Origin of the sequence: Emticicia sp. (assembly GCF_043780375.1) — a bacterium.
Classification (GTDB): domain Bacteria; phylum Bacteroidota; class Bacteroidia; order Cytophagales; family Spirosomataceae; genus Emticicia.
On the sequence record NZ_JAYWCU010000171.1, the window covers coordinates 18,524 to 45,354 of the forward strand.

A 26,831-nucleotide genomic window follows, 5' to 3' on the forward strand; every position below is an offset into this window, starting at 1 on the left:
ATGTATAACATGTATTTCGCAATTTCAAATGAAAATTGCAAATTTTATTTAATGGTTTAGCTTCTTTATAAAATTAGATACAACGCTTTCGAGTTCAAGTTCAGTCAAACTTGAACTCGATGGTAAGCATAGTCCAGAATTAAAATATTGCTCGGATAATCCACTACCATAAAAAGGGGCATCTTTAAATATGGGTTGTAGGTGCATTGGTTTCCATAGAGGGCGTGTTTCTATATTCTTTTGCTCTAAAGATACTCTAATTTCATCATAACTCTGTTTAATTTTTTTGGAATTAAGTAAAATAGCAGTTAGCCATCGATTAGAAAAATTTCCTATAGCTTGTGGTTGAAATGAAATACCTTCAACATTACCCAAATTTTTTACGTAATAATCATAAACTTTTCGTCGTTGCTCAACTCTACTATTAATGACTTCCATTTGTCCACGACCAATACCAGCACAAATATTACTCATTCGATAATTATAGCCTATCTGCGAATGTTGATAATGAGGTGCGGGGTCACGGGCTTGGGTAGAGAGGTTACGGGCTTTCTGAATCATTGCTTCATCATCTGAAATTAATGCCCCACCACCAGAAGTTGTAATAATTTTATTTCCATTAAAAGATAATACTCCAAATTTGCCAAATGTACCGAGTGCTTTTCCATTATAGGTTGAGCCTAAAGCTTCTGCGGCATCTTCGATAAGTGAGATATTATATTTTGAACAAATTTCAATTATTTCATTTATTATGGCAGGCATTCCATATAAATATACAAGAATCACTGCTTTTACTTTTTTTCCTTTTGCTAATCTGTCTTTAATTGCTGTTTCAAGAGCATCGGGGCAAATATTCCATGTATCTGCTTCACTATCAACAAATATCGGCGTTGCTCCTTGATAAACAATTGGATTGGCACTTGCCGAAAAGGTAAAAGATTGACAAATGACCTCATCTCCTCTTTCTACACCTGCTAATATTAATGCCAAATGAAGTGCCGCAGTGCCAGATGATAAGGCGGCAGCATATTTAGATCCCGTGAATTGACATAAATCTTGCTCAAACCCATCTACGTTTGGGCCCAATGGTGCTACATAGTTATCATCGAAGGCTTTATCAATGTATTTTTTTTCTCCACCACCCATTTGTGGCAATGATAACCAAATTCTTTCTGACATTATTTATTGTATTTTTTTATTATAGCTGGATTTCCTAAAACAACTGCATAGGCAGGGATATCATTAATAACAACTGAACCTGCTCCTATAGTAACCCATTTTCCTATCTTAAGATTAGGTATAATTACTGCTCCTGCCCCAATTAATGTCCCCTCACCAACGGTTATGCCTCCACACAGCGTAGCATTGGGGGCAATATGAACAAAATCCTCAATGATGCAATCATGGTCAATGCTTGCTTTTGTATTAACAATGACATGACTTCCAATTTTTGTAGAAGATTGTAAAATAGCATGATGAAAAATAACGCTTCCCTCACCTATCATGACATTTCGTTGAATCGTTGCAGATGGATGTATTACTTTTGCAAACTTATGTTTTATTTCTTCAGATAAATTTCTCCTGATATGATTATTACCGATAGCTATAATGATTTCATTATCATTTAATAAATTAGCATTATAGCTTCCCAATACATTATATTCTAATAAATATTTTTTGCTTATATCATCATCAAAAATTCCATCAACAGAGACTTTTGATGCTTCCAAGCAATCAATTATTACTTTGGCGTGTCCACTTGCACCATATAAAAGCATACTATTTTTCTTGATTTCCTGTAAATTTTTCCATTGTAGCAGCAGTTGCCGAACTAATACCTTCCGAACGAAATACCTTTTTTATAGTCAAAAAAGCTATTTTAATATCCAATATTAAAGATATATTATTAATATACCAAACATCATACTCAAATTTTTGTTGCCAACTGATAGTATTTCTGCCATTTACTTGTGCATAGCCTGTAATTCCAGGTTTTACTTTATGTCGCTGTTTTTGTACATTATCATAAAGTGGCAAGTATTCAACCAAAAGCGGTCTTGGCCCTATGAGGCTCATATCACCTTTCAATACATTAATAAGTTGAGGTAGTTCATCTAATGATGTTTTTCTTACAAATCTACCTATTTTTGTCAAACGTTTAGCATCTGATAATAGATCCCCATTAGCATCTCGCTTGTCATTCATGGTTTTGAACTTTAGGAGTTTAAATATTTTTTCATCTTTACCCGGTCTTAGCTGAAAAAAAAGGTGATTACCATTGTTTGCTACACTAAGTAGCAATATTAAAAGTAATAGAATTGGCAAGGCTAATATAAGCATGAAACCTGCTACCAAAAAATCAACTGTTGGCTTTATGAATTTCTGATACATTTTTCAATAATATTAATATATTTTTTTGCTAAGACATCTCTATCAAAATGTTCTTTTGCATATTTATAACCACTTTCACCTTGCTTTTCTATCAATTCCTTATTATTAAGATAGTGGTGTATTTTTTCAGCAAAGTCATCTGCGTTTTCTGGTTTAACAAATATTCCTGCTTCTGCTTCTTCTACCAATGTCCTCGAAACGCCATCTATTGCCATCAAAATTGGTTTCCTACATGACATATAATCAAAGGTTTTATTAGAGTAAACAGTTTTGAAAGTGTCATTCTTTTTCAAAACCGATGTTCCTAAATCAGATGCTAAAATATATTTAAAAACTTCTTTCTTAGGTACAGAATCTATGAACCGTATATTTTGTACCCCCCTTTTTTTAGCATCTTCTATTAAATCTTTCTTTAACATTCCGTCACCTATAAGCAAAAAAAGAACATTTGTATCTCGTAGTTTTTCAGCCGTATCAAGTATTTGCACTAAATGATTCGCTATGCCATGAGCTCCAACGTAGGTTATTACAAAGTTTTTATCAATATCAAGTTGTTTTCGGTAGGCTTTTGCATCAAAATTTTGTAGAAGTTCTTCTGAGATCGAAAAATCTGCGGCATTCGGGATAAAACAAATTTTTGATTCGGATATATTTTTTTTATGAATCAATGTATCTCTAAAAGCGGGGGTTAATACATTTATTAGTTTTGCTTTTTTATAGATAAAAGATTCAAACCAATAGGCAAAACGAATTATCATTCTATTTGTTAAAACTCCAGTATCAATTGCAGATTCGGGCCATAAATCCCTGATTTCAAATAAAAAGGGAATTCTTTTGAAAATCGAAAGTACATAAGCCGTAATGCCTACAAATAGAGGCGGCGAAGTTACGACTATAATATCAAACTTTCCTTTTGTTTTAAATAATCCACCTAAAATACTTGAAAATACAAAAGAAAAGTAAGCCCACAAACGCCCCAGAAAATTGACATTGTAAGCATCGGAAACATGGCAACGAATTACCTCAATATTATCAGCATAATTTTCTACAAAAAAATACTTTCCTTTATATTCAGCAGATTTTGTACCTTTTGCATAATGAACCATGCCTGCCAAAACGACTACTTCATGCCCAAGTGCAGCCCAAACTCTCGTCATTTCGTTCCACCTCGAGCCGCCCGCTTCATTTTTCCCAAGATAATATTGATGAATTAGTAATATTCTCACTTTTAATTATTTCGCTTTAATTATAGTTTTAATTATTTGTTGATTTGTTGAAAAAATGATTTGTTCAGTAGGTTCTTTTGTACCGTACAAACCCGAAAACCACCCATTTTTAAATATCGGTTTTATTTCTTCGTTATTTTCATTGGTTGCTTCAATGACGAAGTTAGTAAAAAAATCGTCAGATGGATTCCAAATTTGATTTATTGGAAATTTCGTTTTGTTTGCAACCTCATCTATTATTTCCCAATAAAGTAAATTTTTGTGTTTTTTGATAATTCTTTTATGTCTTATTTCATTTGAAATAAAGCCAAAGGCTTTTATTGAGCCTTCAAATATATAAAAATCTTCATTTTCAGAGAGAGAGTTATTTTCTGCTTGTGTCCAGTTATACCAAATAAATCTTGGACCTTTTTTCATTTGGTCAAAATCGCCAAGCATAACAGTATTATGCGAAGCTGTTCCATAAAAAAACTTTTTGAGGTATTCGTCTGTATTATACTTGTAGCTTCCTGAATCTCGCATAATATTTTTATCATTTACCCAAATATCTATATGAAGATTATCAGCTTGCGAAGGTCGGTCTTTGTGATTTCCACATCTCACAAAGGTTAGTGTAGAATTATCTTTTATAATATAATATCCTCCTTTTTTAAAACTTTGGAGTACTGTATCTTTTATTTTTTCATTTTCTACGCTATCATTTGCCCCATACCACAGTGCATCTTCTTGTATATTTTTGCTTGAGTCTAAATGTCTTTGATTAAAATAGTAAAAAAGGGCATTGAGTTGAGGGCGATAATCTCTGTAGTTTTGGTTATTAAGCGGAAAAAACAAAGCCCCATCATTAGCTCCATAATTAGGCAAGTATCCAGAAGTTTTTTCTTGGCAAGTCAATAGAAAAGTCAATGATTTTTTTGCTCGTTCTTCTACAATATTATCAAATTGTTCACCATTAGTTTTTGAAAGATTCAATGCCCATGTCAATAATTGAACAACGACACGATGATAATTCATAGAAAATTGCAAAAAAGTACCATCTTCATAAATCTGATAGGCGATTTCTTCTTCAAACCATTTTTTCCCTTTGGCTTTCCATTTTTTAGCATTTGGGAAAAACGGCATTAATGTACCGACTAAATACAGAGCAAGGGTTTCTGTAATGGCATGATTGTTTCGAACAGCTACTCTCGAAAAATCAATGTTATGATAATCGTGTTCGACTTGCCAATAAATAACATTTGTAATTTTTTGGAAAATATCTTCTGTAAGATTTTCAGAATTACGATAATAATAAAGGGCAAAAATCCAGTTTAATACTCGAAGCGATATTTCTTGACTACAACGATAGTTTGGACCTTGATTTAAAGGATTTGCATTTATCCATGAAAGAATTTCTCGAAAAACGAAATCAGAACAATCTTTAGAAAAATGATAATCATATCTAATAATAGTATGGAGGTATGAAAATCGAGATTTCTCCCAAACAAATTTTATATCGCCTGTATCTGGAGAAAAATCAGGAATTTCTGTCCAATGTTTGAGAGGATAAGTATAATTATTTTCTGGATTTTTAATCCAGTTATAATCATTGTCCAAATTGAAATATTGGGCATTAAAAAATAAAAAACGTCCCTTAAATATATTTTCAGCTTGTTGTTCTAATTGTTCTGATGGATCTTTCTTGAATGAAATTTTTTCTTTTGATTCAAAAAAAAATGGCTGTGCTGTTCTACGCCATTTTTCTAAGGATATATAATTTTTCTCCTTGAATGAAGTTGGAAACCATACCTTTAGTAACCCCGTTCTCCTTAATAACTCATGTTTTACTCTAAACAAAATATACGGCCATCCCATATTTTTTATGAATTGCAACAAAAATTTCAACTTATTCATTTCTGTTCAACCGTCAATAAATGTTCAATAATTCTCTCAGACGTTTTGCCGTCCCAGAATGGTGGAATTCCTCCTTTTTTCCAATTTCCTGAAAAAAGTTTTTCAAAAGCGGGCAAAACATTATCAGGATTTGTACCTATTAATTCGTTTGTACCAATTTCTATTGTTTCTGGGCGTTCGGTATTATTCCTTAGCGTAATACACGGAATGCCCATTTGAGTTGTTTCTTCTGTAATGCCTCCAGAATCTGTTATTACAGCTTTACTATTTTTAACAACAAAATTAAATTCTAAATAGCTCATTGGCTCAACCATAAACAAGTTTGGAGCCTTTATCCCTAAGTTTTGTAGATTTTTTGCAGTTCGAGGGTGCACGGGAAATAGAATCGGTAAGCTTTTTGACCCTTCAATAATTCTATCTAAAAGTGTTTTTAGCTTTTGTTCGCCATCTACATTGGCAGGGCGGTGTAAAGTAAGAACAAAATAATTGTCTTCTTTTAGTTCAAACTCTTCAAAAATAGCAGGTTTTTTTAACCTTGAAATATTTTTCAAAAGTGTGTCAATCATCGTATTTCCCACAAAAATAATTCTATTATCTTCAATACCTACTTTTCTTAGGTTTTGATTGGCAGTTTCGCTTGTGGTATAAAAATAATCAGTGATGGAATCTGTAACCATTCTATTGATTTCTTCGGGCATTGTTAAATCTCTTGAACGAATACCTGCCTCTACATGAACGACCAAAAGATGTTGTTTTTTTGCCACAATCGCACACGCCATCGAAGAAGTAACGTCACCTACTACCAGACAAATATTTGCCGCTTTGGTCATCAATAGCTTTTCATAACCGACCATAATTGCCGCAGTTTGCTCGGCTTGTGTGCCACCACCTGCTCCTAAGTTTTCGTCAGGCTCTGGAATACCTAATTCCTCAAAAAAATCACCACTCATTTTTTTGTCGTAATGCTGACCTGTATGAATGAGGCGATAATTGATATTTTCACCTAATTGTTTTACTCTTTTTATTTCTGCAATGATGGGAGCAATTTTCATAAAATTGGGTCTTGCTCCTACGATAATATCTATATTCATTTTATTTCTATCCAAGATTGTTTTTTTAGGCTTTCGATGGCAGCAAAAGATGCTTTAGTTGTATTAATGATTTCATCAAATGGTATAAGTGCTTCACCCCCATTTTTAATTCTATCTATTAATAATTCAAATTGTTTTTTATGTCCTTTATCTAAGGATGTTTTTAAATTTGAGAAGTTTTTAAAACCATAACCTTTTAATGTTTGAAAATTATCTAAAATCAATGTTCTTTCTTGAGAATAAAGCTCTATTCGCTCTTTTGAGTACGCTTTACTACCATTAGCAAAATAATTGATTACACCCGTTGAACCATTTTCGTATTTTAATAAAATAGAGGCATTATCTGTATTTTCATTTGTTCCAAGAGAATTCATACAAACATTTTTTACCCTACTCCCAGTTAAAAAAGTTATTAAATCTATAAAATGACAGGCTTCCCCTACGATACGTCCACCACCAACATTAAGGTCATGTACCCACGAATTAGTAGGAATAAAGCCTGCATTCATAGTAGCGATAATATTCATAGGGGAATTACCTACCAAGGATTTCATTTTCTGAATATGAGGAGAGAATCTACGATTGAAACCAACAATTAGTGTTTTGTTTGCTTTTTGATAGGCGGTAACAATTCCTTCTACATCTTCTTCGTTGATGGTGAGTGGTTTTTCAACAAAAACATTTTTTCCAGCATTAAGAGCTTCGATTGTTAATTTTGCATGTTGATTATGACGTGTGGTTATCAAGACCAAGTCAACCTCATTATCATTGATGATTTCTTTATAATCAGTGGTGCTGTACTCAATATTATATTTTTTTGCTAAAGCAGTTCCCGAAACCCCACTTGCACTCGCGATAAATTTAATATCAGCATTCGCAGATTTCATGGCAGGAAGCATGGTCATTTTAGTAAAATTTCCAGCACCGATGATTCCGATAATACCTTTTGTTTGGGTAAAACTTCTATTACTAACTCTTAAAGAAGTAGAATATTTTGATTCAATTGGATATTTCAGAATTGAGGCAATGGTTTGTTTATTGCCTAAATCGTTATAGATTTTTCCATAGTCTTCTAAATCAACAATTTTAGAAATATAAGGTTTTACATCTATCTGTTCGGAAGACATAGCTTGCAAAATAGCCTGAAAATTTCGCTTTTCAGTCCATCTCACAAAAGGTAAAGGATAATCATTGCCCACCTGTTCGTAGTTTTCATCATACCGTCCTGGTCCATAAGAGCAAGAAACTTGAAAAGACAACTCCTTTTCGTAAAAATCAGAACGATTAATATGCAAACCAATAACACCAACTAAAACGATTCTTCCTCTTTTTCGGCTCATTTTTGCAGCCTGTGATATTATTTCATCACTTTTATTTGAAGCTGTAATAATAACGCCATCTGCACCTATACCTTGCGTGGTTTCTTCAACAAATTTTACAGTATCAATTCCGCTTGCGGGATTGATAGCAATGATACCCTTAGATTTAGCAATTTGAACTTTTTGTTCATCATAATCGAACCCAATCACTCTGCAACCATTGCTTTTCAGAATTTCTGCTGTAATTAGACCAATAAGACCAAGCCCTATGACTACAATTGTTTCACCAAAAGTAGGGTTTAATAATCGAATTCCTTGTAACCCAATTGATCCAATGACAGTAAAAGCAGCTTCTTGGTCAGTTACATTTTCAGGGATATGAGCTACAAGATTTTGCGGAACACAAACAAATTCGGCATGGTTTCCATTAGAAGCAACCCTATCACCTACTTTGAAGTCAGTTACGCCTTTACCAATTGCAATTACCTCTCCTACATTACAATAACCTAAAGGTATTGGTTGTTCTAATTTATTGAAAACAGCCTCCAAAGTAGGTATCAATCCTTCAGTTCTGACTTTATCAAGTACTTGTTTCACTTTTTCTGGTTGCTGTCGAGCTTTCTGAATGAGGTTTGCTTTGCCAAATTCAACTAACATTCTTTCTGTGCCGAGTGAAACCAAGCTATGACTTGTTCGAATCAATAGACTACCAGAACGTACTTCGGGAGCAGGAACTTCCTCTAATATTGTTTGACCGTTTTTAAGATTTTGTATAAGTTGTTTCATATTAAACTCTTTTCTTTATGTTAATCATGCGATACAAAACAATATTTAGCACAATTATAAACAAACAAAATGCGATTATTTGATTTTGACTTTGATTAATTGATTTATAAAAATTATTATGGGGATCATAAATTAGATATTTAGGTTGCTTTTTTAATATTATTAGGATAATTTGCCTAACTTCCTTTGACAACCATGATAATTTTTGATTATAATAATCGACCTCAAATACATTATTTCCTAAAGTCATTATCATAGTTTGAAAATTTGAAACTTGAAAATTAATATCCGTAGAAGGTAATATTGAATAAAATTTATGTTTAGATGTCCCAAAAAAGACCCATCTAAACTTTTCTTTTTTTTCAATAATATTATTTAATTCATAAAGGCTCAAATATTCTCCTTTATTATTTTGAGCCATTAGACAAAATTGACTATCAATCCATATCCATTTTTTCCAATAAGGGTCATAGAATTCATTAAAAGTGTGACCAATATGGTGTACTTCTCTTGAAAACACCCCATTTATAATTGATATAGCTAAAAATGTCTGAGCATGGTCAGAACAACAACCATGTCCATTTTCTTGACTTAACCATTTTATGTTTTCTATCAAATTATCACTTTTTTCTCCACAACCAGAACCTCCATTTTTAGAGTATAAAAGACCTATCGCTTGTGCTTTTTTAATAGTACTGATGGAGTCATCCATTTTTTTCGATACCAATAGACTAATTTTATAGTTATCTATAATATCTTTTAAATATTTTTTTTTGTAAATCAAAAAATCTGGTAGTGAATCTAAAAGTTTTTTTGGGGGATATAAAAATGGTGTTTTACTTTCTATCCTTTTTGCAAATAATATCCATCGTAAATCTATCTTTGTTTGTGGGGGTAGTATAAATAATATTATTAAAGAAATGATTATATTTATACTTACTAATTTATATACCTTACTTTGAAACATCTTTGAATTGTTTTATCCATGAAACGATTGATAGTAAACACAAAACGCTATAAGAGGCATCTATATTCCCTTTTTGATTTTCGTTTATCAATAATTGTACTTCTTTTTCTGAAAACACATTCATTTCTTTTAATGATTCAAGATTAAGACGTTCATTTATTAATGGTCTTAAATCATTTAAAATCCAATCTCTAATTGGAGCACCAAAGCCCGATTTTGGTCTATATATTATATCTTTAGGTAAATAACGCTCCATTACCTTTTTAAGAAGATATTTGGTCGTCTTACCCTTTAGTTTTAAGTCTGGAGGAATTTTAACACTAAATTCCACTAATTCTTTGTCTAAAAAAGGGACACGAACTTCCACGCCAACAGCCATACTCAACTTATCTGTATAATTAAGATTGTGGTCAGTTAGAAAATATTTCATTTCCCAATAAAGCATTTGATTTAATTCAGATGTTTCGGAAGGAATGTTTTTCAAGGAATTGATAAGAATATCTGATGGATAATAATTTTCAATTTCTTTTTTTATGTTTGGATTAAAAAGGTTTTTATTTTTATCTATATTTAGCCAAGCATAATATCCCGCCATACGTTCTAATTTAGTTTTGTCTATATCATTAAGTATTTTTTTGATACGCCTTAAAGTGTTATTATTGCTACTTAGTATAGCATTTGAGGCTATTTTCTTTAAAAATTTACGTCCTATCAATGGTATTTTCTCAAAGAATTTCTCATACCCCAATGCTTGATGTCTTCTATACCCTGAAAATAGATCATCTCCAGCAGTACCACCCAATAATACAATGTATCCTTGTTGGCGTGCTTTTTTACAGATATTTAATACATGGAGTGGTGCTGCGTCGGCTTGGGGTTCGTCTAAATGATAAATCATTTTATCGAAATCTTGAATTATATCCACCTTTCCCTCAACGATTTCTAAATCTACGTCTAAATGTTTAGCTACTAATTTAGCATAATGGAGGTCATTGGCAAAACCTTCTGCCTCAATTTCACCAGCATCAATTGTGTAGCATTTTAATCTTTTATTGGGCATAGCTTTTTTTGCCATTGCCACTACGGCACTCGAATCTAAACCACCCGATAGAAAAAATCCTACTGGAACATCAGAAAGCAATTGTCGTTTAACTGCATTGAATAGTTTTTCATCTAATTCATCAATTAATTCTGCTTCAGTCTTAGTCGAATATTGCCCATTGAAAGGAATATCATAGTATTTTTTTGCTTGTATTGGAGCTGCTTCATTTGGCGTGGTATTTAAAAACTCCTTTGCATTAAATTTAATATAATGCCCTCCAAGTAGTTTTTTCACATTCAAAAATGGTGTTTTTTCGGCTGGGCTATACAAAAAATGAAGGTAATTAATTAAGGCTTCATGGTTGAGTGTTGTATCAAAATTTGGAAGAACTGAAAGTGCTTTTATTTCGGAAGCAAAACCAAAAACATTGTCTTTTTGGTAATAATAGAGTGGTTTTATACCAAATTGGTCTCGTACTATAATACAATCTTGTGTTTGAGTATCATAAATGGCGAGGGCAAAAATCCCATTGAGTTGATTAAATATATTTTCACCATATTCAATATAACCATATAAAATGGTTTCGGTATCGCTTGAAGATTTGAAAGGATATTTACTTTCAATTTGGGCTCTTATTTCCCAGTGGTTATAAATTTCGCCATTGAAAATTATACAATAACGCCCATCTTGGGTAAACATTGGTTGATGCCCATTTGACGAAAGATCTTGTATTGATAAGCGACGTTGCCCAAGAGCTATAAAATCATCGCTAAATAAACCACTATCGTCTGGACCTCGATGAGCAATTCTTTCAATACCTTCTTGAATAAAGCCTTGATTTTCTTTGGCAATTACACCGATTATTCCACACATTTTCTAACTTAATTTTGAAAGCAATAAATAATTTCTAACCTTAATTTTTAAAATTCTCTCCAATGATTTTATCTTTGTCTTCTTTATTAGGATAGTTGATTAAAACTGCTTTGTAAACACCTTTAAAAACAAATAAACTGCCAGCCGCAACGCCAATAATACCGTATCGGCTAATAGCCTTTTCTATGTCTTGAAGGCTACCAACACCACCAAGAATAGTTATGGGTAAACTTGTAGCCTCTCTAATTTTATCAATTATTGTAATATCATAGCCTTTCATTACGCCATCATTGTCTATTGAATTGAGTACGATTTCGCCAGCACCAAGTGCTTCAAATTGCTTTGCTAATTCAATAGGAGATTTACCTGTCCCTTTTTTAGCATTATGAGTATAAACCTCATAACCTCCTAATATTTTTTTCTTGACATCTAATATTACAACTACACTTTGACTACCTACTGCTTGTGCAATATCAGAAACAAGATTTGAATTTTCTATGGCACTCGCACTAATCGCTACTTTTTCTGCTCCCAAATTAATGATTTTTCTTGCATGTTCAACAGTTTTCACACCACCTCCATAGCAAAATGGCATTCTGCATTCAACAGCTAAGTTTTTTATCATCTCAAAATTGGGTTCTTTATTCTGAACGGTAGCATCAATATCTATCACTATCAACTCGTCAACTTCTTTTTCATTAAAAATTTTCACGGCATTGATTGGATCACCTACATATTTGGGGTCTTTAAATTTTACTGTTTTTACAAGACCTTTGTTATGTACGAGTAGACAAGGAATAATTCTGGGTCTAAGCATATTTATAGATTAGCGAAGTTTTTAAATATATTTATACCGTTACTATGACTTTTTTCAGGATGAAACTGTACCCCATACACATTTTCAAGATTTACCACACTTGAAAATTGTTTGCCATAATTAGTATAAGCCAAGGTATCTGATTCATTTTCGCATGAAAAATAATAACTATGCAAAAAATAGAACCCCTTTTGTGTATCAATATTTTTAAATAAGTCAGACTGCCTTGTAGGGTTAATTTCATTCCAACCCATGTGTGGTATATAGGGTTTATGTAAAAGTAGTTTTTCATCAATCTTCTTAACTTTTCCCTTTATCCAACCAAAACCATCCAGTTTACCTTCTTCACTACCATTTGCCATAATTTGCATACCTACACAAACGCCCATAATTGGAACCTTATTTACTAAGACTAATTCATCTAATAAGCTTTTCAAACCAGAATTATGTAACATTCGCATAGTTTCGTCAAATGCTCCTACACCAGGAAGAATAAGTTTATCAGCTTTTTGAAGTTCCTCATGATTTTCACTAAGAAAATATGGAATATTTAATCGCTTATGTAAATTTGCGATAGCATAGATGTTTCCAGAACCATAATTAATTATTCCTATCATCTTTTAGGCGAGTTTTCTAAACCTAACCAAGACATTACTTTTGTCCCCACCTTAAACATTTTTTCTTGGTTTTTATAATCTTTATATGTTTTATTAGGTGCATCCATATAACTTTGCAAGTCTGCAACCGATATACCAAGTTTCGTCGCAATATACTCAAAGTCTTGAGCGGCTATTTCTTCATCAATTGCGGGGTATTTTAATTTTTCTAAAGCTTCCTCACGAGTCATTTGTTTGGTCAAAATCAAACTTGAATATTGTACTTTCCTTGTATCATATCCAAACTTCTTAGGTAGCCAATATCCTTCATAAAAGCGAGTAAATCGAGATTCGAAATGTTTCTGAGGATATGGCTGCCAGCCGTAAGTTTCCTTCAAAAAATTCATGGCATCATCCTTAATATATGGCATAAAATTAAGGGGTTTTACGACCTGAATACCTTTGACATAACGAAGGTAAAATTTATGCCTGAGTACGCTACTGAATGGATAATCTTTTAGTGGAATACTACCAAATTGCTTATGAATATCTCTGATTTGAGCCATATCTGTTCCAAAATATAGCCATTCTTTGGGGTTATTGATACATTCCGTTGAGTAATTACCACCGTTAAGTATATATTTTATTTTATATTTATCTGCAAAATTATATAGCGTAGCTATAAAAGCGTGGTCCTGAGGTATGTCGATATGTGGAACACTTGCTTTGAAAAATGCCAATTGAAAATCTTTCATTTCTTCCCAATTGATTACTTCGGTATAAAGATCAAGACCCAATTTATCAATCATAACCTCAATATTACTAACAGCAAGTTCTGAATTCCAACCACCATCAACATGAAAAACTAAAGGGCGAAGCCCGAATTCTTTAACAACCAAATGTAACATATAAGAGCTGTCAGCTCCGCCACTCATGCCCAAAATACAGTCAAAATCTCGCCCTTTGCCATCTTCCTTTATTTTCTGAATAATTGCTTCGAGCTTTTTTGTTCCTTCTTTACCAGTATTCCAATTTGGCAGAATATTTTTATAATAATTTTGACAATGGTCACAAACTCCCTGTTCGTCAAAAGTTATGACAGAATCAGTCGTATCCATGACACATTTTGTACAAATTTGGTATGTTGATTTTTTCATTTTCTGATAAGTATTTATTTTGAGCGAATTCATGCTTTAAGGGTTTATTTTGAACTTAATCTCGCTCGAATACGCAAACTCCGATAAGGTGATGTATAGGGTAATGATAAGACAATCGGTCTTCTAATGATGAATTTCACAATATCTTTAACAAATTCAAACCAAGTATCAATTCTTGCTTTCTTGATACTAATTACCTCAAATCCCGCTTCTTCTAAAAAGCCTCTCATGTGAGATTCGCCTGCAAAAACAAGGTGATCAGGTAGTGATATTTCGCCCGGAACTTTGTTTCGACTAAATTCTGCTGCATTTCCTGTTTCTATAAAAATTTCTCCATTTTTATTTAAAACACCTTTTGCATCCTTCAGAAAACCTCTAAAATCAGGTATGTGAGAAAAAACATTTACTAAAGATATAACATCAAATTTTTCTGTTACACTTTCAATATAGCCATCATGTATCACTAAACCTCTTGATCTTGCGTGTTCAGCTTTCGGTTTCATTGGCTCTAAGCCTTGTATGTTGCTTCCTTTTGGGGCTACAAAGCTTATTGCTTCTACGATTTCACCAAATCCTGCACCTACATCTAACCACGATATGGTTTTTTGTTTTTGCCAAACATCACTAAATATGTCATTAAATATTTTTCTATATATTTGTACTTTACTATCAATTCGACGAGTTATAACATTTTTAGAATTGGCTTCTTGACTATGAGTGCCCGTTCTAACAGCCTCGTCTATCATTGAGGACAGAGGGCGGGGATTAACATAAACTAAATTACAGTTGTTGCATTGTACAGCTGTGAATCCATTGTCAATCGCCCATGTCTTATATTCGAGGCTGCTGCAATATGGACAAGGAATAATCTCGGTATTTGGTTTATTCATATTCAATAATTGTTGAAAATATTCTTTAAAATTAGTGTTAAAATTTTGAATATCAATCCTTTTGGGCAGTTATGCTAATTATATTGTAAGGTTTTTAGAATGAGCGTATCCCAATTGAGCAATTTATTTGTTATTTTTTCTGCACCTATTTTCATCTCATTTCGTAGTTGAGTATTAGTTATAAGTTTTTGAATGTTATCTGAAATTACCTCAATATTAATTTCATCTTTATTGAGAATGATAATATTGCCAAATTCATTCAGGTAAGCAATAGATTGGCTACCTGTATCGCCAGCAATCAATGGTAGCCTCATGCTGATGGCTTGTTGCCATAAAATTGACTGACTTGCTGGAAAAACAGCGATATCGGCGGCATCAAGGTGTTTATAGACTTCTAAATTATTGAGCCATCCTACAAAGTGAATGTTGGGGTGCTTATTGGCGAGTTTCAATAGTTGTTCTTTATAAGATTTGTCTGCTGCACTTGAATCGCCTACAATAATGAGATGTAATTGAGGTGTTTGTACCTTTAAAAAAGCCTCTATCAATAACTCTGTTTTCTTATTGGAGTGAAGTTTACCCCCAGAAAATACCACAAAGGCATCTTTCGGAATATTTAATTTTTCTCTAATAACCAATCCTTCTTTTTTTGCTCTTATTTCATTGCCTAAGTCTGTATCTGCCCCCAAAGGCAATAATTCCATTTCGGAGTATGGCACAGCATAAACTTCATTTAGGAAAACAAAACTTGCGGGTACAATCGGAAAAAACTTACTAATGTGTTTTCTGGCTTTATCTAAATAAAATCTACGCCTTATAATTTTATGCAAAATGTTAAGAGAAAGCCAACCAGAAGCAGAATTGCTATAATCGGCATGGTAATCCATAATCATTTTACATTTTGGATTTTTCTTTTTGTACCTAACAGCCTCATTTATATTTAACATGATATCATGTACGTATATCAAATCAGGTTTTTCTTTTTCAAGAATAGGTGTTATATCTTTATATTTTCTAAGCCTATTTTTAAGGTAAATCCATTTATATTGAAGTTTAATTATTTTTACACCTTGATAAAAATATTCTCTCGTGGGAGCATTGATGTCATGTTTATCAGCATAATAATCAAAAACAGAATCAACAGTAGAAGCAATAACTACTACTTCGTGCTTGTGTTTGGTATAATATTTGGCTAATAAATTCTCTTGATACTCTAAATCTTTATTAAAAAACTCGCATAGCATTACTATTTTCATATCAATTTGTAAATTGGATTAATGCTTAACAAATACGTATCCGTTCCCAAAATATCTTCAATAAAGAGTCAATATTTAGGCAAAGAAATTGAACTCCAATGAAAATGTTAAATATTATGTTTCTTGAATTTGACGACTATCAACAATTACTGCCAAGGAGGAAAAGCAAACCCACCAACAAGTAGTTCCAAGTGCAATACTATTTATAGCTCCAATTAAGGGAATTGTTAATATTAAGATTTGAACAGTTACTTTCGCACCTTTACTTATAGTAGTATTTTTTATTGATTTTATAAAAATGTGAAATAACCAAAAGTTAAATAAAGTAAAAATTATCCAACCATATTGTGAAACTATTTCCAAAAACAAGTTATGAGGATTACTTATATGATCAAAATTATTCATGTTTATTGCATAATCTTCAAAACTGCCAGCACCAACACCAAAGCCATAGGACATTACCAACATTTTTAAGCCGGCTAAAACCATAACAGATCTTGAATCTTCTTCAAAATTTGCACCTCTATAATTCAAAACTAAAAATAAGGCATCCCATGGCACATAAATAAAAAGAGCTACTGCAATTATTAAAACTATGATTATATTCTTAAAAATATTTTTAGCAAACGAAATTAAAAAGTATATTGATTGAAATAATAAAACGATTGTTGCCATTCGGCTTCCATCAATAAAAATTAAAAATGTACATGTTAAAATAAGGGCTAATAAAATTAGTTTGAAAACGATTTTGTGTGTTTCAAAAAACAACCACAATGCATATGGAAAACAAAGGATTATAAAAGTACAATAATTATTACTGTTCCCAAAGAATCCAGTTGCATATGGAACTTCAATACCTATACCTCCAAGTATCCTATCATCCTCTGCATACCAAAAGTGATTACCAGTATAAACTTCATAAACACCCATTAAGATTGTAATTCCTAATCCACATATCCAACCGTTTCGAATTGTAGAAATAAGATATTTTTCATTAGGAAAATTACTAAAAACTAATAATGATAACATTCCAATTGAATTTGCTATTATTTCAGAATTCAACCCAATTAACGGTGAGGTACTCCAAATTAAAGTTATTAAACTATAAATAAACCAAATGGCACAAACAATTAAGCCAATAGTCGAAGATAATCTAACATTATTCCTAATTTTTATTCTCAAAAATACAATTGATATTATTAACAACAACCTACTCGGCTGAAAAGACCCCCCCAAATTACCAAATCCAAGTGTAATTATTATCAGAAATATCCAATATTTTTTATCCATTTTGATTATAGAAAAGGTAATTCAAACGGCGACAAAATATAATTATTATATTCCCTGTGTTTTAAATTATTAACAGTAGACGACATACCTTTAATATCATCAATATAATAGAATTTATAGCTAAGTTTTGAAAATTTTTCGAATACGTAATCACCTATTTTATCATCAATTATTTCAATCAGAATAATAGGCTTAAATTGTTCTAAGTATTTCCCCATTCCATTTATCACTTCGATTTCATGTGTTTCAACATCAATCTTCATCAATTCTATCTTACTTAGGTTGTTCTTTTCAATATAAGTAGCCAAAGTTTGGCACTCAACATCAATCGAATGTTGATCTTCAGGTCGGTGCAGTTTATTTAGGCTTCCAGCAGTTGTATTTCCTGTAAAAGCGGCATCACCATAATTGAAGAAACTTGCAGTTCCGTTGGTATCTGATAGAGCAACCTTCTCACAAGTAATATTTAATTTGTTTAATTGATTATTCTCATTTAGTGAACGATTGATATTGGGCTGAGGTTCAAAAGCAAATACTTGACAATTTGGATTGACGGTTTTAGCAATTAGAGAGTATATACCTGTGTTTGCCCCTATATCGAATATTATTGACTTTCCTTTGCATAATGTTTCCCATATACGCAAAGATTGTTTTTCCCAATCATTAGATTTTCCAAGCCAAAAAAATTCATTTTCAATGGCGTACATTTTATTTGACATTTTAAAAAACTTTCCATTATCTATTTCTATTTTTATGATACCATTAAATCGAAGCCCATTTCTTAAATATTGGGGTGGAGTCCAAAATGTTTTAATAAATTTTAATAATGCATGTTTAAAAGGAATTATTTTGTAAATTGATTTAACTATTCTTTTCATTATTATTGTTTTTAAATTATTGAGTTTATATCATTTATTATTTTAGGTCTTCCTTGAAAACTCATAAATTGCTTATAATGAGCAAATTTTAAGGCTTTTTTACCTCGTTTTTGGGCCATTTTGTGCGGAAAACAGGCTTCTACCCATTTTCCTTTTGTATTTTTAAAAGAAACCAATGATTGGACTTGTAAGAAACAAAATATAAGCAGCAGAATGTGCGGTAATATAACTTTTTAAAGAAAAGTAATTTCCAAGGGAAGCCATTTTAACCATGATTGACAAATATTGTCACTTTGCTCAATACTAATTAAAGAGTTAGACTGTTTGGCTATCAGCTTGAACAATGAGTAGGTTCATAAAAGGTTGTTTTACTTTAAGTTAAATTTGTCTAAAAATATTTACTTTTATTCTACCCAAAAAGTTGGGTATTTACTCCTCTAAAAATCCTTCATTTAAGTTTCTTTTAATAAAAAAGGAATCGTATTTTTTTAAAATTTGCTGAGCAATTACTTCCCAACCAAATCTTTCTTTCATGTTATTGTGCATTTCTAACGTATTATAATCATAATTTGCACGAACATTTTCTATTGCTTGTGCTAACGCAGTTACATCGCCAATCGGGATTATTTTTCCGAGCGACGGATCGTTAATGATAAATTCTGGACCCCCACATGCAGTAGCTATTGCAGGAGTACCACATGAAACAGCCTCAATAACTACTACCCCAAAGCCCTCACTATAACTTGGAAGTAATAATAAATGGTTTTGGTTAATAATTTGAGGCAACTCTTGATTGGGTATCGCTCCAAATATCTTCACATATTCTTGTAAATTATTTTTCAAAATAAAGTTGTTGCAATATTCAAGTAAATCACCATCACCTATGATACTCAGATGAAAAGTTTTTTCCTTAGAAATCAATAAATAGGCATCTAACAATACCTTCACCCCTTTTGTTTCTAACAAATTGCCGATATACAATAATTTGAATGGGGCTGTCTGATTATTTCTATTTAGTGGAAAAAATTTTGCTAAATCTATTCCATTCGGAATAACAGAAATATTTTCACCAATTTTTTGATTTGTTAGTTTTGTAATCGTATTTTTTAATGATGGGCTTACAACTATAGTTTGATTTGAAGATTTTAATATATTTTTAACCTCATCCCAACTAAATTGATAAAGCTCTTTATACATACTAAATTTTCCTGTATGCTCTGTTAAAAAAAACTGAGCTTTAAAGTCCTTTGCTAATTTCAGAGCAAAATCAGCTATATTTAAAAAATGAGCATGAATTAAATAGTTTGCTGAGTTTTTAATAGAAATTTTAAAATATTTTTTTATAATAAAATAAGCAATTTTGTTAAAAAATCTATTAAATCTAAAAATATTTGGATAAAAAAAATAATGTATTTTCACATTTGGCAGGTCAATCAATAGTGGTTTATCTAAAAACCAAATTATTTTATTTTTTATGTACCATCCTATCGGATAACCCACAATAACTACGTATTGATATTCTGAACGAAGAGCCAAATTTTTTACCTGTTCATATAAAAAAACACAATCGTATCGTCTGTATTTTGATGGCCAACTTGGTACTATATGGATAATTTTTTTCAAGTTTATGAGCTATATTTTTATAAGTTTTTGATAATATTTAAAATAAATAAATAGCAAGCCAGTTTGTACACAATATGCAATTAAATATGAAAAGGCCATATTTAAAGCGTTTAAAACTAAATATTTACTAAATAGATATGCACTTACTATTAGAACACTACCCCAAAATACATTAATAATAAAATTCAGCCACATATCCCCATTACTGACCGTTATCTGCCAAATTAATGAATTTATGGATGTCAAAACAGTTGATACTACCAATAGAATCAAGACAAATTTAGTTGAAACGTAAGATTCACCATATAATTTAAGAATAAGTGGGGAAAATGCAGCAAATACTATGCCTATAGTGATAGAAATAATTGTGTTTATTTTTAAATTTTTAAAAAAGATTGAAGAATAGGTTTTTTCATCATCAACATTAGATGACAATAAAGGCAAAGTAAGCTGGGAAAGAATTGATGGAATAAATACAATAGCAATTCTCCATTGGTTTGAAATATCGAAAATTGCCATTTCATTAAACCCATTTGGTTGACTAACAAGTATAGCATTACCAGCCCAAATTGTTGATTCAACGACAATTGCTGTCAAAAAAGTTGGCATACTAAATTGCCAAAGTATAGGTAATTCTTTAAAAATTGATTTAGAAAAAAATGAAATATAATATTGATTACGAGTGATTTTTCTTATTGAAAAAAAGTTAAAAAGCCATAAAATTAAAAAACCTGTTCCTAACCCAACAATTGAACCATCTAAACCCCAAAAATAGCAACCATAAATCTGAGCGAAAAAAGCAAAAAAACCCGCCCATAAGCTATTTTTTGCTATTATTTTGAAGCATTGAAAACCAGACAAAATACCTAATTGTAAAGCGTTTAACCCTGTAAAAAACATAATAAATGAGCCTAATCTAATTTCTTCAATTAGGCTTGGAGCCTTTAACATTTTTTGACAAATAATCGGTGCAAAAACAATAATAACACAAACAAAAAATAAACCAGAAAAAAAAACTATTACGTTTGATAAAGCTATGATTCGGGCTGTTTTTTCTTTGTTTTTTTTTCTATATTCTGAAATATATTTAGTTGAGGTTAAAGCAATACCTAAACCTGTATAAGCTGTAAACATATTTATTGTAGACCGAATTATTGCAAACTCTCCATAAATAGTTTGTCCAAGCAATCTGGAATTAACCAAAGAGGCTAAAATAACCAATAGTTTAGAAATAATAGTGCTTGAAATTACCCAAAAAGCTCCTTTTATTAAATAGCTATTTATTTCCGAACTCATTAGTTTTTTTAGATAAATTTCAAACTTGTGAGGCAGAATATTATATAGGGTTTGCATAATTACTGGTAGGCTAAATGATTGTTTTATATAGGTAAATACATTCATTCTAATAGCCCCTTATTTTATAAATATTTCCTAATATTACTTACAATTTCAATTGCTTTTATACAATCTGACAACCCAAATCCATTTCCTTTCAATATCTCGTGATAACTATGTGTATGCAATTCAGTAAAACCATCAGAAAACTCTATTTCTTTACCTTCCATTTGCAAGGTTCTAAAAGTTCTTTTGCCTTTTAATCTTACTTCTTCTGGTATTTGGTCATAATCTATGCTCAAAAACCAATTCACTCTTGCTCTTTCTAATTTCAAAAATCCTGAGGCTGTATCTTCTTTATGTTGATGAACAATATTTTCTTCAACATTACCAAAAACCCATGTAAGCATATCAAAAAAATGTACTCCTATGTTAGTTGCGATTCCACCGGACTTTGCCATATCCCCTTTCCAGCTATGATGATACCATTTACCTCGAGAGGTCATATATTTTAAATCAACATCATAGATTTTATCTTTCGGTCCATTTAATACTTTATCACGCAAAGCAATAATGCTATCATGAAGCCTTAACTGCAATATTGTATTAACTTTTTTGCCTGTTTCTGCCTCAATTTCTTGCAATGCATCTACATTCCAAGGATTCAATACTAATGGTTTTTCACATATTACATCACAACCAGAGCGAAGTCCAAAACGAATATGGGCATCATGCAAATAATTCGGCGAACAAATACTAATAAAATCTATAGGGTTTCCTTGTCTGCGAAGTTTATCAATATGCCTATCAAATCTTTCAAATTCGGTAAAAAAATCAGCATTCGGAAAATGACTATCCATAATACCAACGCCATCATAAGGGTCAAAAGCAGCAACTAAATCATTGCCATTATCTTTTATGGCTTTCATGTGGCGTGGGGCAATGTATCCTGCCGCTCCAATCAATGCAAAACGCTTCATTTCTTATTTACTTTTCCGTTTTCTAATATATATATATCTTTAATTTCTGGGCAAATTCCTTCTCCGTTTTTATCAAATATCAGTCGATGTCCAAATTCGCTAATCCAGCCTATTTGTTTGGAAGGATTACCTACTACTAAAGCATAATCTGCTATATTTTTTGTAACAACAGCACCAGCACCTACGAAAGCATATTTGCCAATGTCATGCCCACAAACGATGGTCGCATTTGCACCTATACTTGCTCCTTTACCTACATGGGTTTTAGTATATTGCCCTCTTCTATTTACAGCACTTCTTGGATTTGTTACATTTGTAAAAACACACGAAGGTCCTAAAAATACATCATCGTCACAGGTTACGCCTGTATAAATCGAAACGTTGTTCTGTATTTTTACATTATTCCCCAAAATAACTTCTGGTGAAATTACGACATTTTGACCAATATTGCAACTTTTCCCAATAGTGCAGTTAGACATAATATGAGAAAAATGCCAAATTTTTGTACCTTCACCAATCAAGCAACCTTCATCAACATAAGCTGACTCATGAGCAAAATATTGTTTATCCATGAAAAAATTCCAAAACTACGTTTGTAATATAATTTAATTGTTCTTCGTCCATTTCAGTATGAATCGGCAAGGATAATACTTCTTGGCAAAGTTGCTCCGAAATACTTAAATCGCCTACTCGTCTTCCTAAATTTTGATAGGCTTTTTGGTGATGCAATGGTTTTGGATAATAAATCATGGCAGGAACACTTTTTTCTGCCAAAAACGCTTTCAGAGCATCACGTTTACCATTTTTTACTTTCAAGGTATATTGATGAAATACGTGCGTGGAATTTGGATTTCTAAATGGAATTTCTAAGGCATTTAAATCCTTAAATATATCATCATAAAAATCAGCAACTTGCAATCTTTGTTGATTGTATTCCTCTAAATGCTTCAATTTTTCTAACAAAACCGCTGCTTGAATAGCATCTAAGCGAGAATTTATACCTATAATATCATGTGTATATTGCTTAGGTTGCCCGTGATTGGCAATCATCTGTAATTTTTGCCCTAATGCTTTATCATTAGTATAAACCGCTCCACCATCGCCATAACATCCTAAATTTTTTGACGGAAAAAACGAAGTGCTGCCAATCGTTCCCATCGTTCCTGCTTTACGAGAAATGCCATTTTTATCAGTATAAATAGCACCTATTGCTTGTGCTGTATCCTCAATGACAAATAAATTATTTTCTTTGGTAATTTCCAAAATGTCGTCCATGTCAGTACATTGCCCAAATAAGTGCACTGGAACAATTAACTTTGTCTTATTTGAAAGGGCTTGTTTTACTAATTCGCCAGTAATATTAAATGTTTTTGGGTCAACATCAATCATTACAGGCGTAAGTCCCAATAAACCAATTACTTCGGCAGTGGCAACATAAGTAAAGGCTGGAACAATGACTTCATCACCTGCTTTGAGGTCTAATGCCATCATTGCTATTTGTAAGGCATCAGTGCCATTTCCACAAGTAATAACATTTTGAACGCCTAAAAACTCTTCCAATTTTTGCTGAAAAGCAGCTACCTTTGGGCCTTTTATAAAAACAGCATCATTGATTATTTCCTGAATAGCAAAATCAATATCAGTTTTTATTTTTTGATACTGGCTTTGCAAGTCCACCATTTGTATTTTTCTCATAGCCTTGCATCTACTTCTAATTTATTATAAAAACCTTTGATGTCATAAAGCACATAAATAGATTTTTTTAGAAGTTTATTTATTTCTAAATCATTAAACAAATCATGTGAAACTGCTAAAACTGCAGCATCATAAACATAGTCTAAATTTTCGGTCAAACTTACGCCATATTCGTGTTTTACTTCATTTTTATCGGCCCAAGGGTCATATACATCTACCTCTAAACCATAATCCTTTAGTTCGGCATAAATATCAACGACTCGGGTATTTCTAATATCAGGGCAATTTTCTTTAAAGGTTATTCCCAAAATCAAAACTTTTGCTCCCTTAATCTGAATACCTTTTTGAATCATCAATTTGATGACTTTATTCGCAACAAAAATTCCCATATTGTCATTAATTCTTCTACCAGCACCAATTACTGCTGGAAAATACCCCAAACTCTCTGCCTTATGAATCATGTAATAAGGGTCAACGCCTATACAATGCCCTCCAACTAAGCCGGGTTTAAATTTCAAGAAATTCCATTTACTTCCTGCTGCATCAAGGACTTCGGTTGTGTCAATTCCTATTCTATCAAATATCAAAGCCAATTCGTTTACAAAAGAAATATTGACATCTCTTTGGCAGTTTTCTATCAACTTTGCCGCTTCGGCAACTTTGATGGATGGAGCTTTGTGTGTACCCGCTTCCAGAATAGAATTATATAAATTATCTACAAAATCGGCAGTTTCAGAGGTAGAACCTGATGTTATTTTCAAGATTTTAGTCAAAGTGCGTTCTTTATCTCCTGGGTTTATTCTTTCAGGGGAATAACCACAATAAAATCCCTCATTAAACGTTAATCCACTGTATTTCTCTAAAACAGGTACACAGTCTTCTTCTGTACAACCTGGGTAAACTGTAGATTCATAAATTACAATATCTCCTTGTTTCAATACTTTACCAACAGTTTCGGAAGCTTTAATGAGGGGTGTTAAATCTGGTTTTTTATAGGCATCTATTGGTGTAGGAACAGTAACAATATAAACATTAGCCATTAAAGCTTGCGAATTTGATTCATATTGTAAATATACCGATGAAGCAAGGTCTTCTCCGCTGGTTTCCCTTGTTCGGTCATACCCATTTTTTAACTCGTCGATTCGAGCTTGATTTATATCAAATCCTGTGGTTTTATATTTTTTTCCAAACTCCACAGCTAAAGGTAAACCAACATACCCTAAACCAATCACAGCAATTTCAACATTTTTTAGGTCAGGTTCAAGCATAATTTAAAAACAAAATTTGTGTTAATTAGAAATAACAACTTTGGACGTTTGAGTACAAAAAGATACCATGTCCAAGAAAATTTAATGTATAAATATTTTCCAAAATTAAGGCTTTATTTTTACTCAATAACCATGGTTATTGAAAAATTTATTATTCGGCAAAAATGGCATAAAAAAACTCCCCAAAATTGAGGAGTTTTTTGTTAATCAGGCAGCTACTTTAGCTATTTTTCGCTTAGGTTTTTTGCGTTCTGATTTTTTAGTACCACCTGCTTTTTGGTACTGCTCAGAGTCTTTACCAAATTTGGCAGCTACCCCAGTCAACATCCGTTCGGTGAACGAACGTAGCAATTTTTCTTTTTCTTTGAGACTACTATTGAGCGAGTCTGCCAAAGATAATTGTGTGTTGTAGGCTTCCATTACATTGGCAACTTGGTCAATGCTCTGTTGGTAAGTTTCAACACTCAACCCATTTCCGAGATCCAATGCAGGATCAATCGATTTTAAACTTGCCATCCTTTTGATAGCATTTTCGAAGTCCTTCGAGGACTTTTTTAAATAAGCCATGATACTGTTTTTTAGGCTTTTAAAAAAATATCCTTTTTATAAGTTTTATTTCTCAATGCAAGCAACTATTTTTGAATCGAAATTGATAAAAACAGTTCTTAAAAGTCCTTTTCCCTGCCAGGAGAAGGGCTTTTTGCATATAAGCCATCTAAACTTCTAAAATAATGTATAGGAAAAGAGCTAAGTTAAAAAGAAAGATATAAACGTTTAACAACACTGGCAGCGTTTGTAAATTTTGATTGGTAAATTAGGAAAACCTCACTTATTCCCAGCAAAATAAATAATAGCTTTTATTGTAAAAAAAAACATTGACAACAAAGCTCTCATGACTGTTTTATTACACGTTATTTTAATCCTTTTTGTAAGTCTCTCTCTTGATATACAATGTATTAGGATAATCTCCACATTGGAGATACGGCAAAGATAGAATTTTTTATTATTATCTAAAATAAAAGTGCGTAAATTTTCATTTTATTTCTTATGTATTGGGGGAGTATTAAAATATATGGTAAATTCAATAGAGGTAACTTTACGACGTAAATTTACGCTACCACTTGGTTATCAAGACTTTTCCAAATGAAAAATACGTAAATAATCTTTTGAAAGAGGAAATTTATTTTTATTTAAAAAAATGATTTTACCCTAATTTTTGTCACAAAAAACACAAATTTTATGTCGTAGTAATCTTATGCAACTGTAAAAAACGTCAAACACATTCAAATCCGAGTAGCTTCGTAGAGCCAAAATATTGGTAGAAACCCATAAGCTATGACCCAATTTAAGCCCTGAAGGGTAGGTTGTCCAAAGAGCATAAAAAAATTCTTTCATATTTTTGTAGTGCGAAAACAAAAATAAAGAAAGAATTAGATGTCCAAAGAACACCTTGATATA

At 31.9% G+C, this 26,831-nt stretch carries 23 protein-coding genes; all 23 read right to left on the minus strand.

Going from position 1 to position 26,831, the window contains the following annotated elements:
• Nucleotides 1–48 precede the first annotated feature (48 nt).
• The 23 genes from ACH2CJ_RS13550 to ACH2CJ_RS13660 all read right to left on the minus strand — a co-directional run bounded on the left by ACH2CJ_RS13550 (nucleotide 49) and on the right by ACH2CJ_RS13660 (nucleotide 25,889).
• Nucleotides 49–1,179: an aminotransferase class I/II-fold pyridoxal phosphate-dependent enzyme gene (locus ACH2CJ_RS13550; protein WP_394993424.1), complete on the minus strand. Its 1,131-nt coding sequence runs from the start codon at nucleotides 1,177–1,179 to the stop codon at nucleotides 49–51.
• On the minus strand, nucleotides 1,179–1,778 hold the full coding sequence (locus ACH2CJ_RS13555; protein ID WP_394993425.1) for an acetyltransferase: 600 nt from the start codon (nucleotides 1,776–1,778) through the stop codon (nucleotides 1,179–1,181). Before ACH2CJ_RS13555 ends, ACH2CJ_RS13550 begins: the two co-directional genes overlap by 1 nt.
• 1 nt (nucleotide 1,779) lies before the next feature.
• The gene (locus tag ACH2CJ_RS13560) at nucleotides 1,780–2,391 is read right to left on the minus strand and encodes a sugar transferase (protein WP_394993426.1); all 612 of its coding nucleotides are present in this window, start codon (nucleotides 2,389–2,391) and stop codon (nucleotides 1,780–1,782) included.
• Nucleotides 2,373–3,617 (minus strand): glycosyltransferase family 4 protein, encoded by a 1,245-nt coding sequence (locus ACH2CJ_RS13565; protein ID WP_394993427.1) that lies wholly within the window; start codon nucleotides 3,615–3,617, stop codon nucleotides 2,373–2,375. The genes ACH2CJ_RS13560 and ACH2CJ_RS13565 overlap by 19 nt, the downstream gene beginning before the upstream one ends.
• 6 nt (nucleotides 3,618–3,623) lie before the next feature.
• Nucleotides 3,624–5,471, minus strand: a complete 1,848-nt coding sequence (locus tag ACH2CJ_RS13570; protein WP_394993429.1) for an alginate lyase family protein — start codon at nucleotides 5,469–5,471, stop codon at nucleotides 3,624–3,626.
• A 35-nt stretch (nucleotides 5,472–5,506) separates the two neighbouring features.
• Complete coding sequence (wecB, locus tag ACH2CJ_RS13575) at nucleotides 5,507–6,601, minus strand: non-hydrolyzing UDP-N-acetylglucosamine 2-epimerase (protein WP_394993430.1); 1,095 nt, start codon at nucleotides 6,599–6,601, stop codon at nucleotides 5,507–5,509.
• Nucleotides 6,598–8,706, minus strand: coding sequence for a bi-domain-containing oxidoreductase (locus ACH2CJ_RS13580; protein ID WP_394993432.1), 2,109 nt, complete (start codon nucleotides 8,704–8,706; stop codon nucleotides 6,598–6,600). Before ACH2CJ_RS13580 ends, wecB begins: the two co-directional genes overlap by 4 nt.
• A gap of 1 nt (nucleotide 8,707) precedes the next feature.
• The gene (locus ACH2CJ_RS13585; RefSeq protein ID WP_394993433.1) at nucleotides 8,708–9,673 is read right to left on the minus strand and encodes a hypothetical protein; all 966 of its coding nucleotides are present in this window, start codon (nucleotides 9,671–9,673) and stop codon (nucleotides 8,708–8,710) included.
• Entirely contained in the window at nucleotides 9,660–11,588 is a 1,929-nt protein-coding gene (gene asnB / locus ACH2CJ_RS13590; RefSeq protein WP_394993434.1) for an asparagine synthase (glutamine-hydrolyzing), read from the minus strand. The genes ACH2CJ_RS13585 and asnB overlap by 14 nt, the downstream gene beginning before the upstream one ends.
• Nucleotides 11,589–11,628: 40 nt before the next feature.
• A complete protein-coding gene (locus ACH2CJ_RS13595; protein ID WP_394993436.1) occupies nucleotides 11,629–12,405 on the minus strand; it encodes an AglZ/HisF2 family acetamidino modification protein in 777 nt (258 codons plus the stop codon).
• A 2-nt stretch (nucleotides 12,406–12,407) separates the two neighbouring features.
• Nucleotides 12,408–13,022 carry an imidazole glycerol phosphate synthase subunit HisH gene (hisH, locus tag ACH2CJ_RS13600; protein WP_394993437.1) on the minus strand — a complete coding sequence of 205 codons (615 nt, stop codon included), beginning with the start codon at nucleotides 13,020–13,022 and terminating at the stop codon, nucleotides 12,408–12,410.
• On the minus strand, nucleotides 13,019–14,191 hold the full coding sequence (locus tag ACH2CJ_RS13605) for an N-acetyl sugar amidotransferase (RefSeq protein ID WP_394993438.1): 1,173 nt from the start codon (nucleotides 14,189–14,191) through the stop codon (nucleotides 13,019–13,021). Before ACH2CJ_RS13605 ends, hisH begins: the two co-directional genes overlap by 4 nt.
• An 11-nt stretch (nucleotides 14,192–14,202) precedes the next feature.
• The gene (locus ACH2CJ_RS13610) at nucleotides 14,203–15,048 is read right to left on the minus strand and encodes a class I SAM-dependent methyltransferase (RefSeq protein ID WP_394993440.1); all 846 of its coding nucleotides are present in this window, start codon (nucleotides 15,046–15,048) and stop codon (nucleotides 14,203–14,205) included.
• Between the two features lie 74 nt (nucleotides 15,049–15,122).
• Nucleotides 15,123–16,304: a glycosyltransferase family 4 protein gene (locus ACH2CJ_RS13615; protein WP_394993442.1), complete on the minus strand. Its 1,182-nt coding sequence runs from the start codon at nucleotides 16,302–16,304 to the stop codon at nucleotides 15,123–15,125.
• A 114-nt stretch (nucleotides 16,305–16,418) separates the two neighbouring features.
• Nucleotides 16,419–17,594 (minus strand): O-antigen ligase family protein, encoded by a 1,176-nt coding sequence (locus tag ACH2CJ_RS13620; RefSeq protein WP_394993443.1) that lies wholly within the window; start codon nucleotides 17,592–17,594, stop codon nucleotides 16,419–16,421.
• A gap of 5 nt (nucleotides 17,595–17,599) precedes the next feature.
• Nucleotides 17,600–18,472 (minus strand): FkbM family methyltransferase, encoded by an 873-nt coding sequence (locus ACH2CJ_RS13625; protein WP_394993445.1) that lies wholly within the window; start codon nucleotides 18,470–18,472, stop codon nucleotides 17,600–17,602.
• Nucleotides 18,473–18,901: 429 nt separating this feature from the next.
• Nucleotides 18,902–20,095 (minus strand): glycosyltransferase, encoded by a 1,194-nt coding sequence (locus ACH2CJ_RS13630; protein WP_394993446.1) that lies wholly within the window; start codon nucleotides 20,093–20,095, stop codon nucleotides 18,902–18,904.
• 9 nt (nucleotides 20,096–20,104) lie between these two features.
• Nucleotides 20,105–21,448 (minus strand): oligosaccharide flippase family protein, encoded by a 1,344-nt coding sequence (locus ACH2CJ_RS13635; RefSeq protein ID WP_394993447.1) that lies wholly within the window; start codon nucleotides 21,446–21,448, stop codon nucleotides 20,105–20,107.
• A gap of 65 nt (nucleotides 21,449–21,513) precedes the next feature.
• Nucleotides 21,514–22,410 (minus strand): Gfo/Idh/MocA family protein, encoded by an 897-nt coding sequence (locus ACH2CJ_RS13640; protein ID WP_394993449.1) that lies wholly within the window; start codon nucleotides 22,408–22,410, stop codon nucleotides 21,514–21,516.
• Entirely contained in the window at nucleotides 22,407–22,982 is a 576-nt protein-coding gene (locus tag ACH2CJ_RS13645; protein ID WP_394993450.1) for an acyltransferase, read from the minus strand. Before ACH2CJ_RS13645 ends, ACH2CJ_RS13640 begins: the two co-directional genes overlap by 4 nt.
• On the minus strand, nucleotides 22,975–24,105 hold the full coding sequence (locus ACH2CJ_RS13650; RefSeq protein WP_394993452.1) for a DegT/DnrJ/EryC1/StrS family aminotransferase: 1,131 nt from the start codon (nucleotides 24,103–24,105) through the stop codon (nucleotides 22,975–22,977). The genes ACH2CJ_RS13645 and ACH2CJ_RS13650 overlap by 8 nt, the downstream gene beginning before the upstream one ends.
• Nucleotides 24,102–25,373, minus strand: a complete 1,272-nt coding sequence (locus ACH2CJ_RS13655) for a nucleotide sugar dehydrogenase (protein WP_394993454.1) — start codon at nucleotides 25,371–25,373, stop codon at nucleotides 24,102–24,104. Before ACH2CJ_RS13655 ends, ACH2CJ_RS13650 begins: the two co-directional genes overlap by 4 nt.
• Before the next feature lie 207 nt (nucleotides 25,374–25,580).
• A complete protein-coding gene (locus ACH2CJ_RS13660; RefSeq protein ID WP_394993455.1) occupies nucleotides 25,581–25,889 on the minus strand; it encodes a hypothetical protein in 309 nt (102 codons plus the stop codon).
• Nucleotides 25,890–26,831 lie beyond the last annotated feature (942 nt).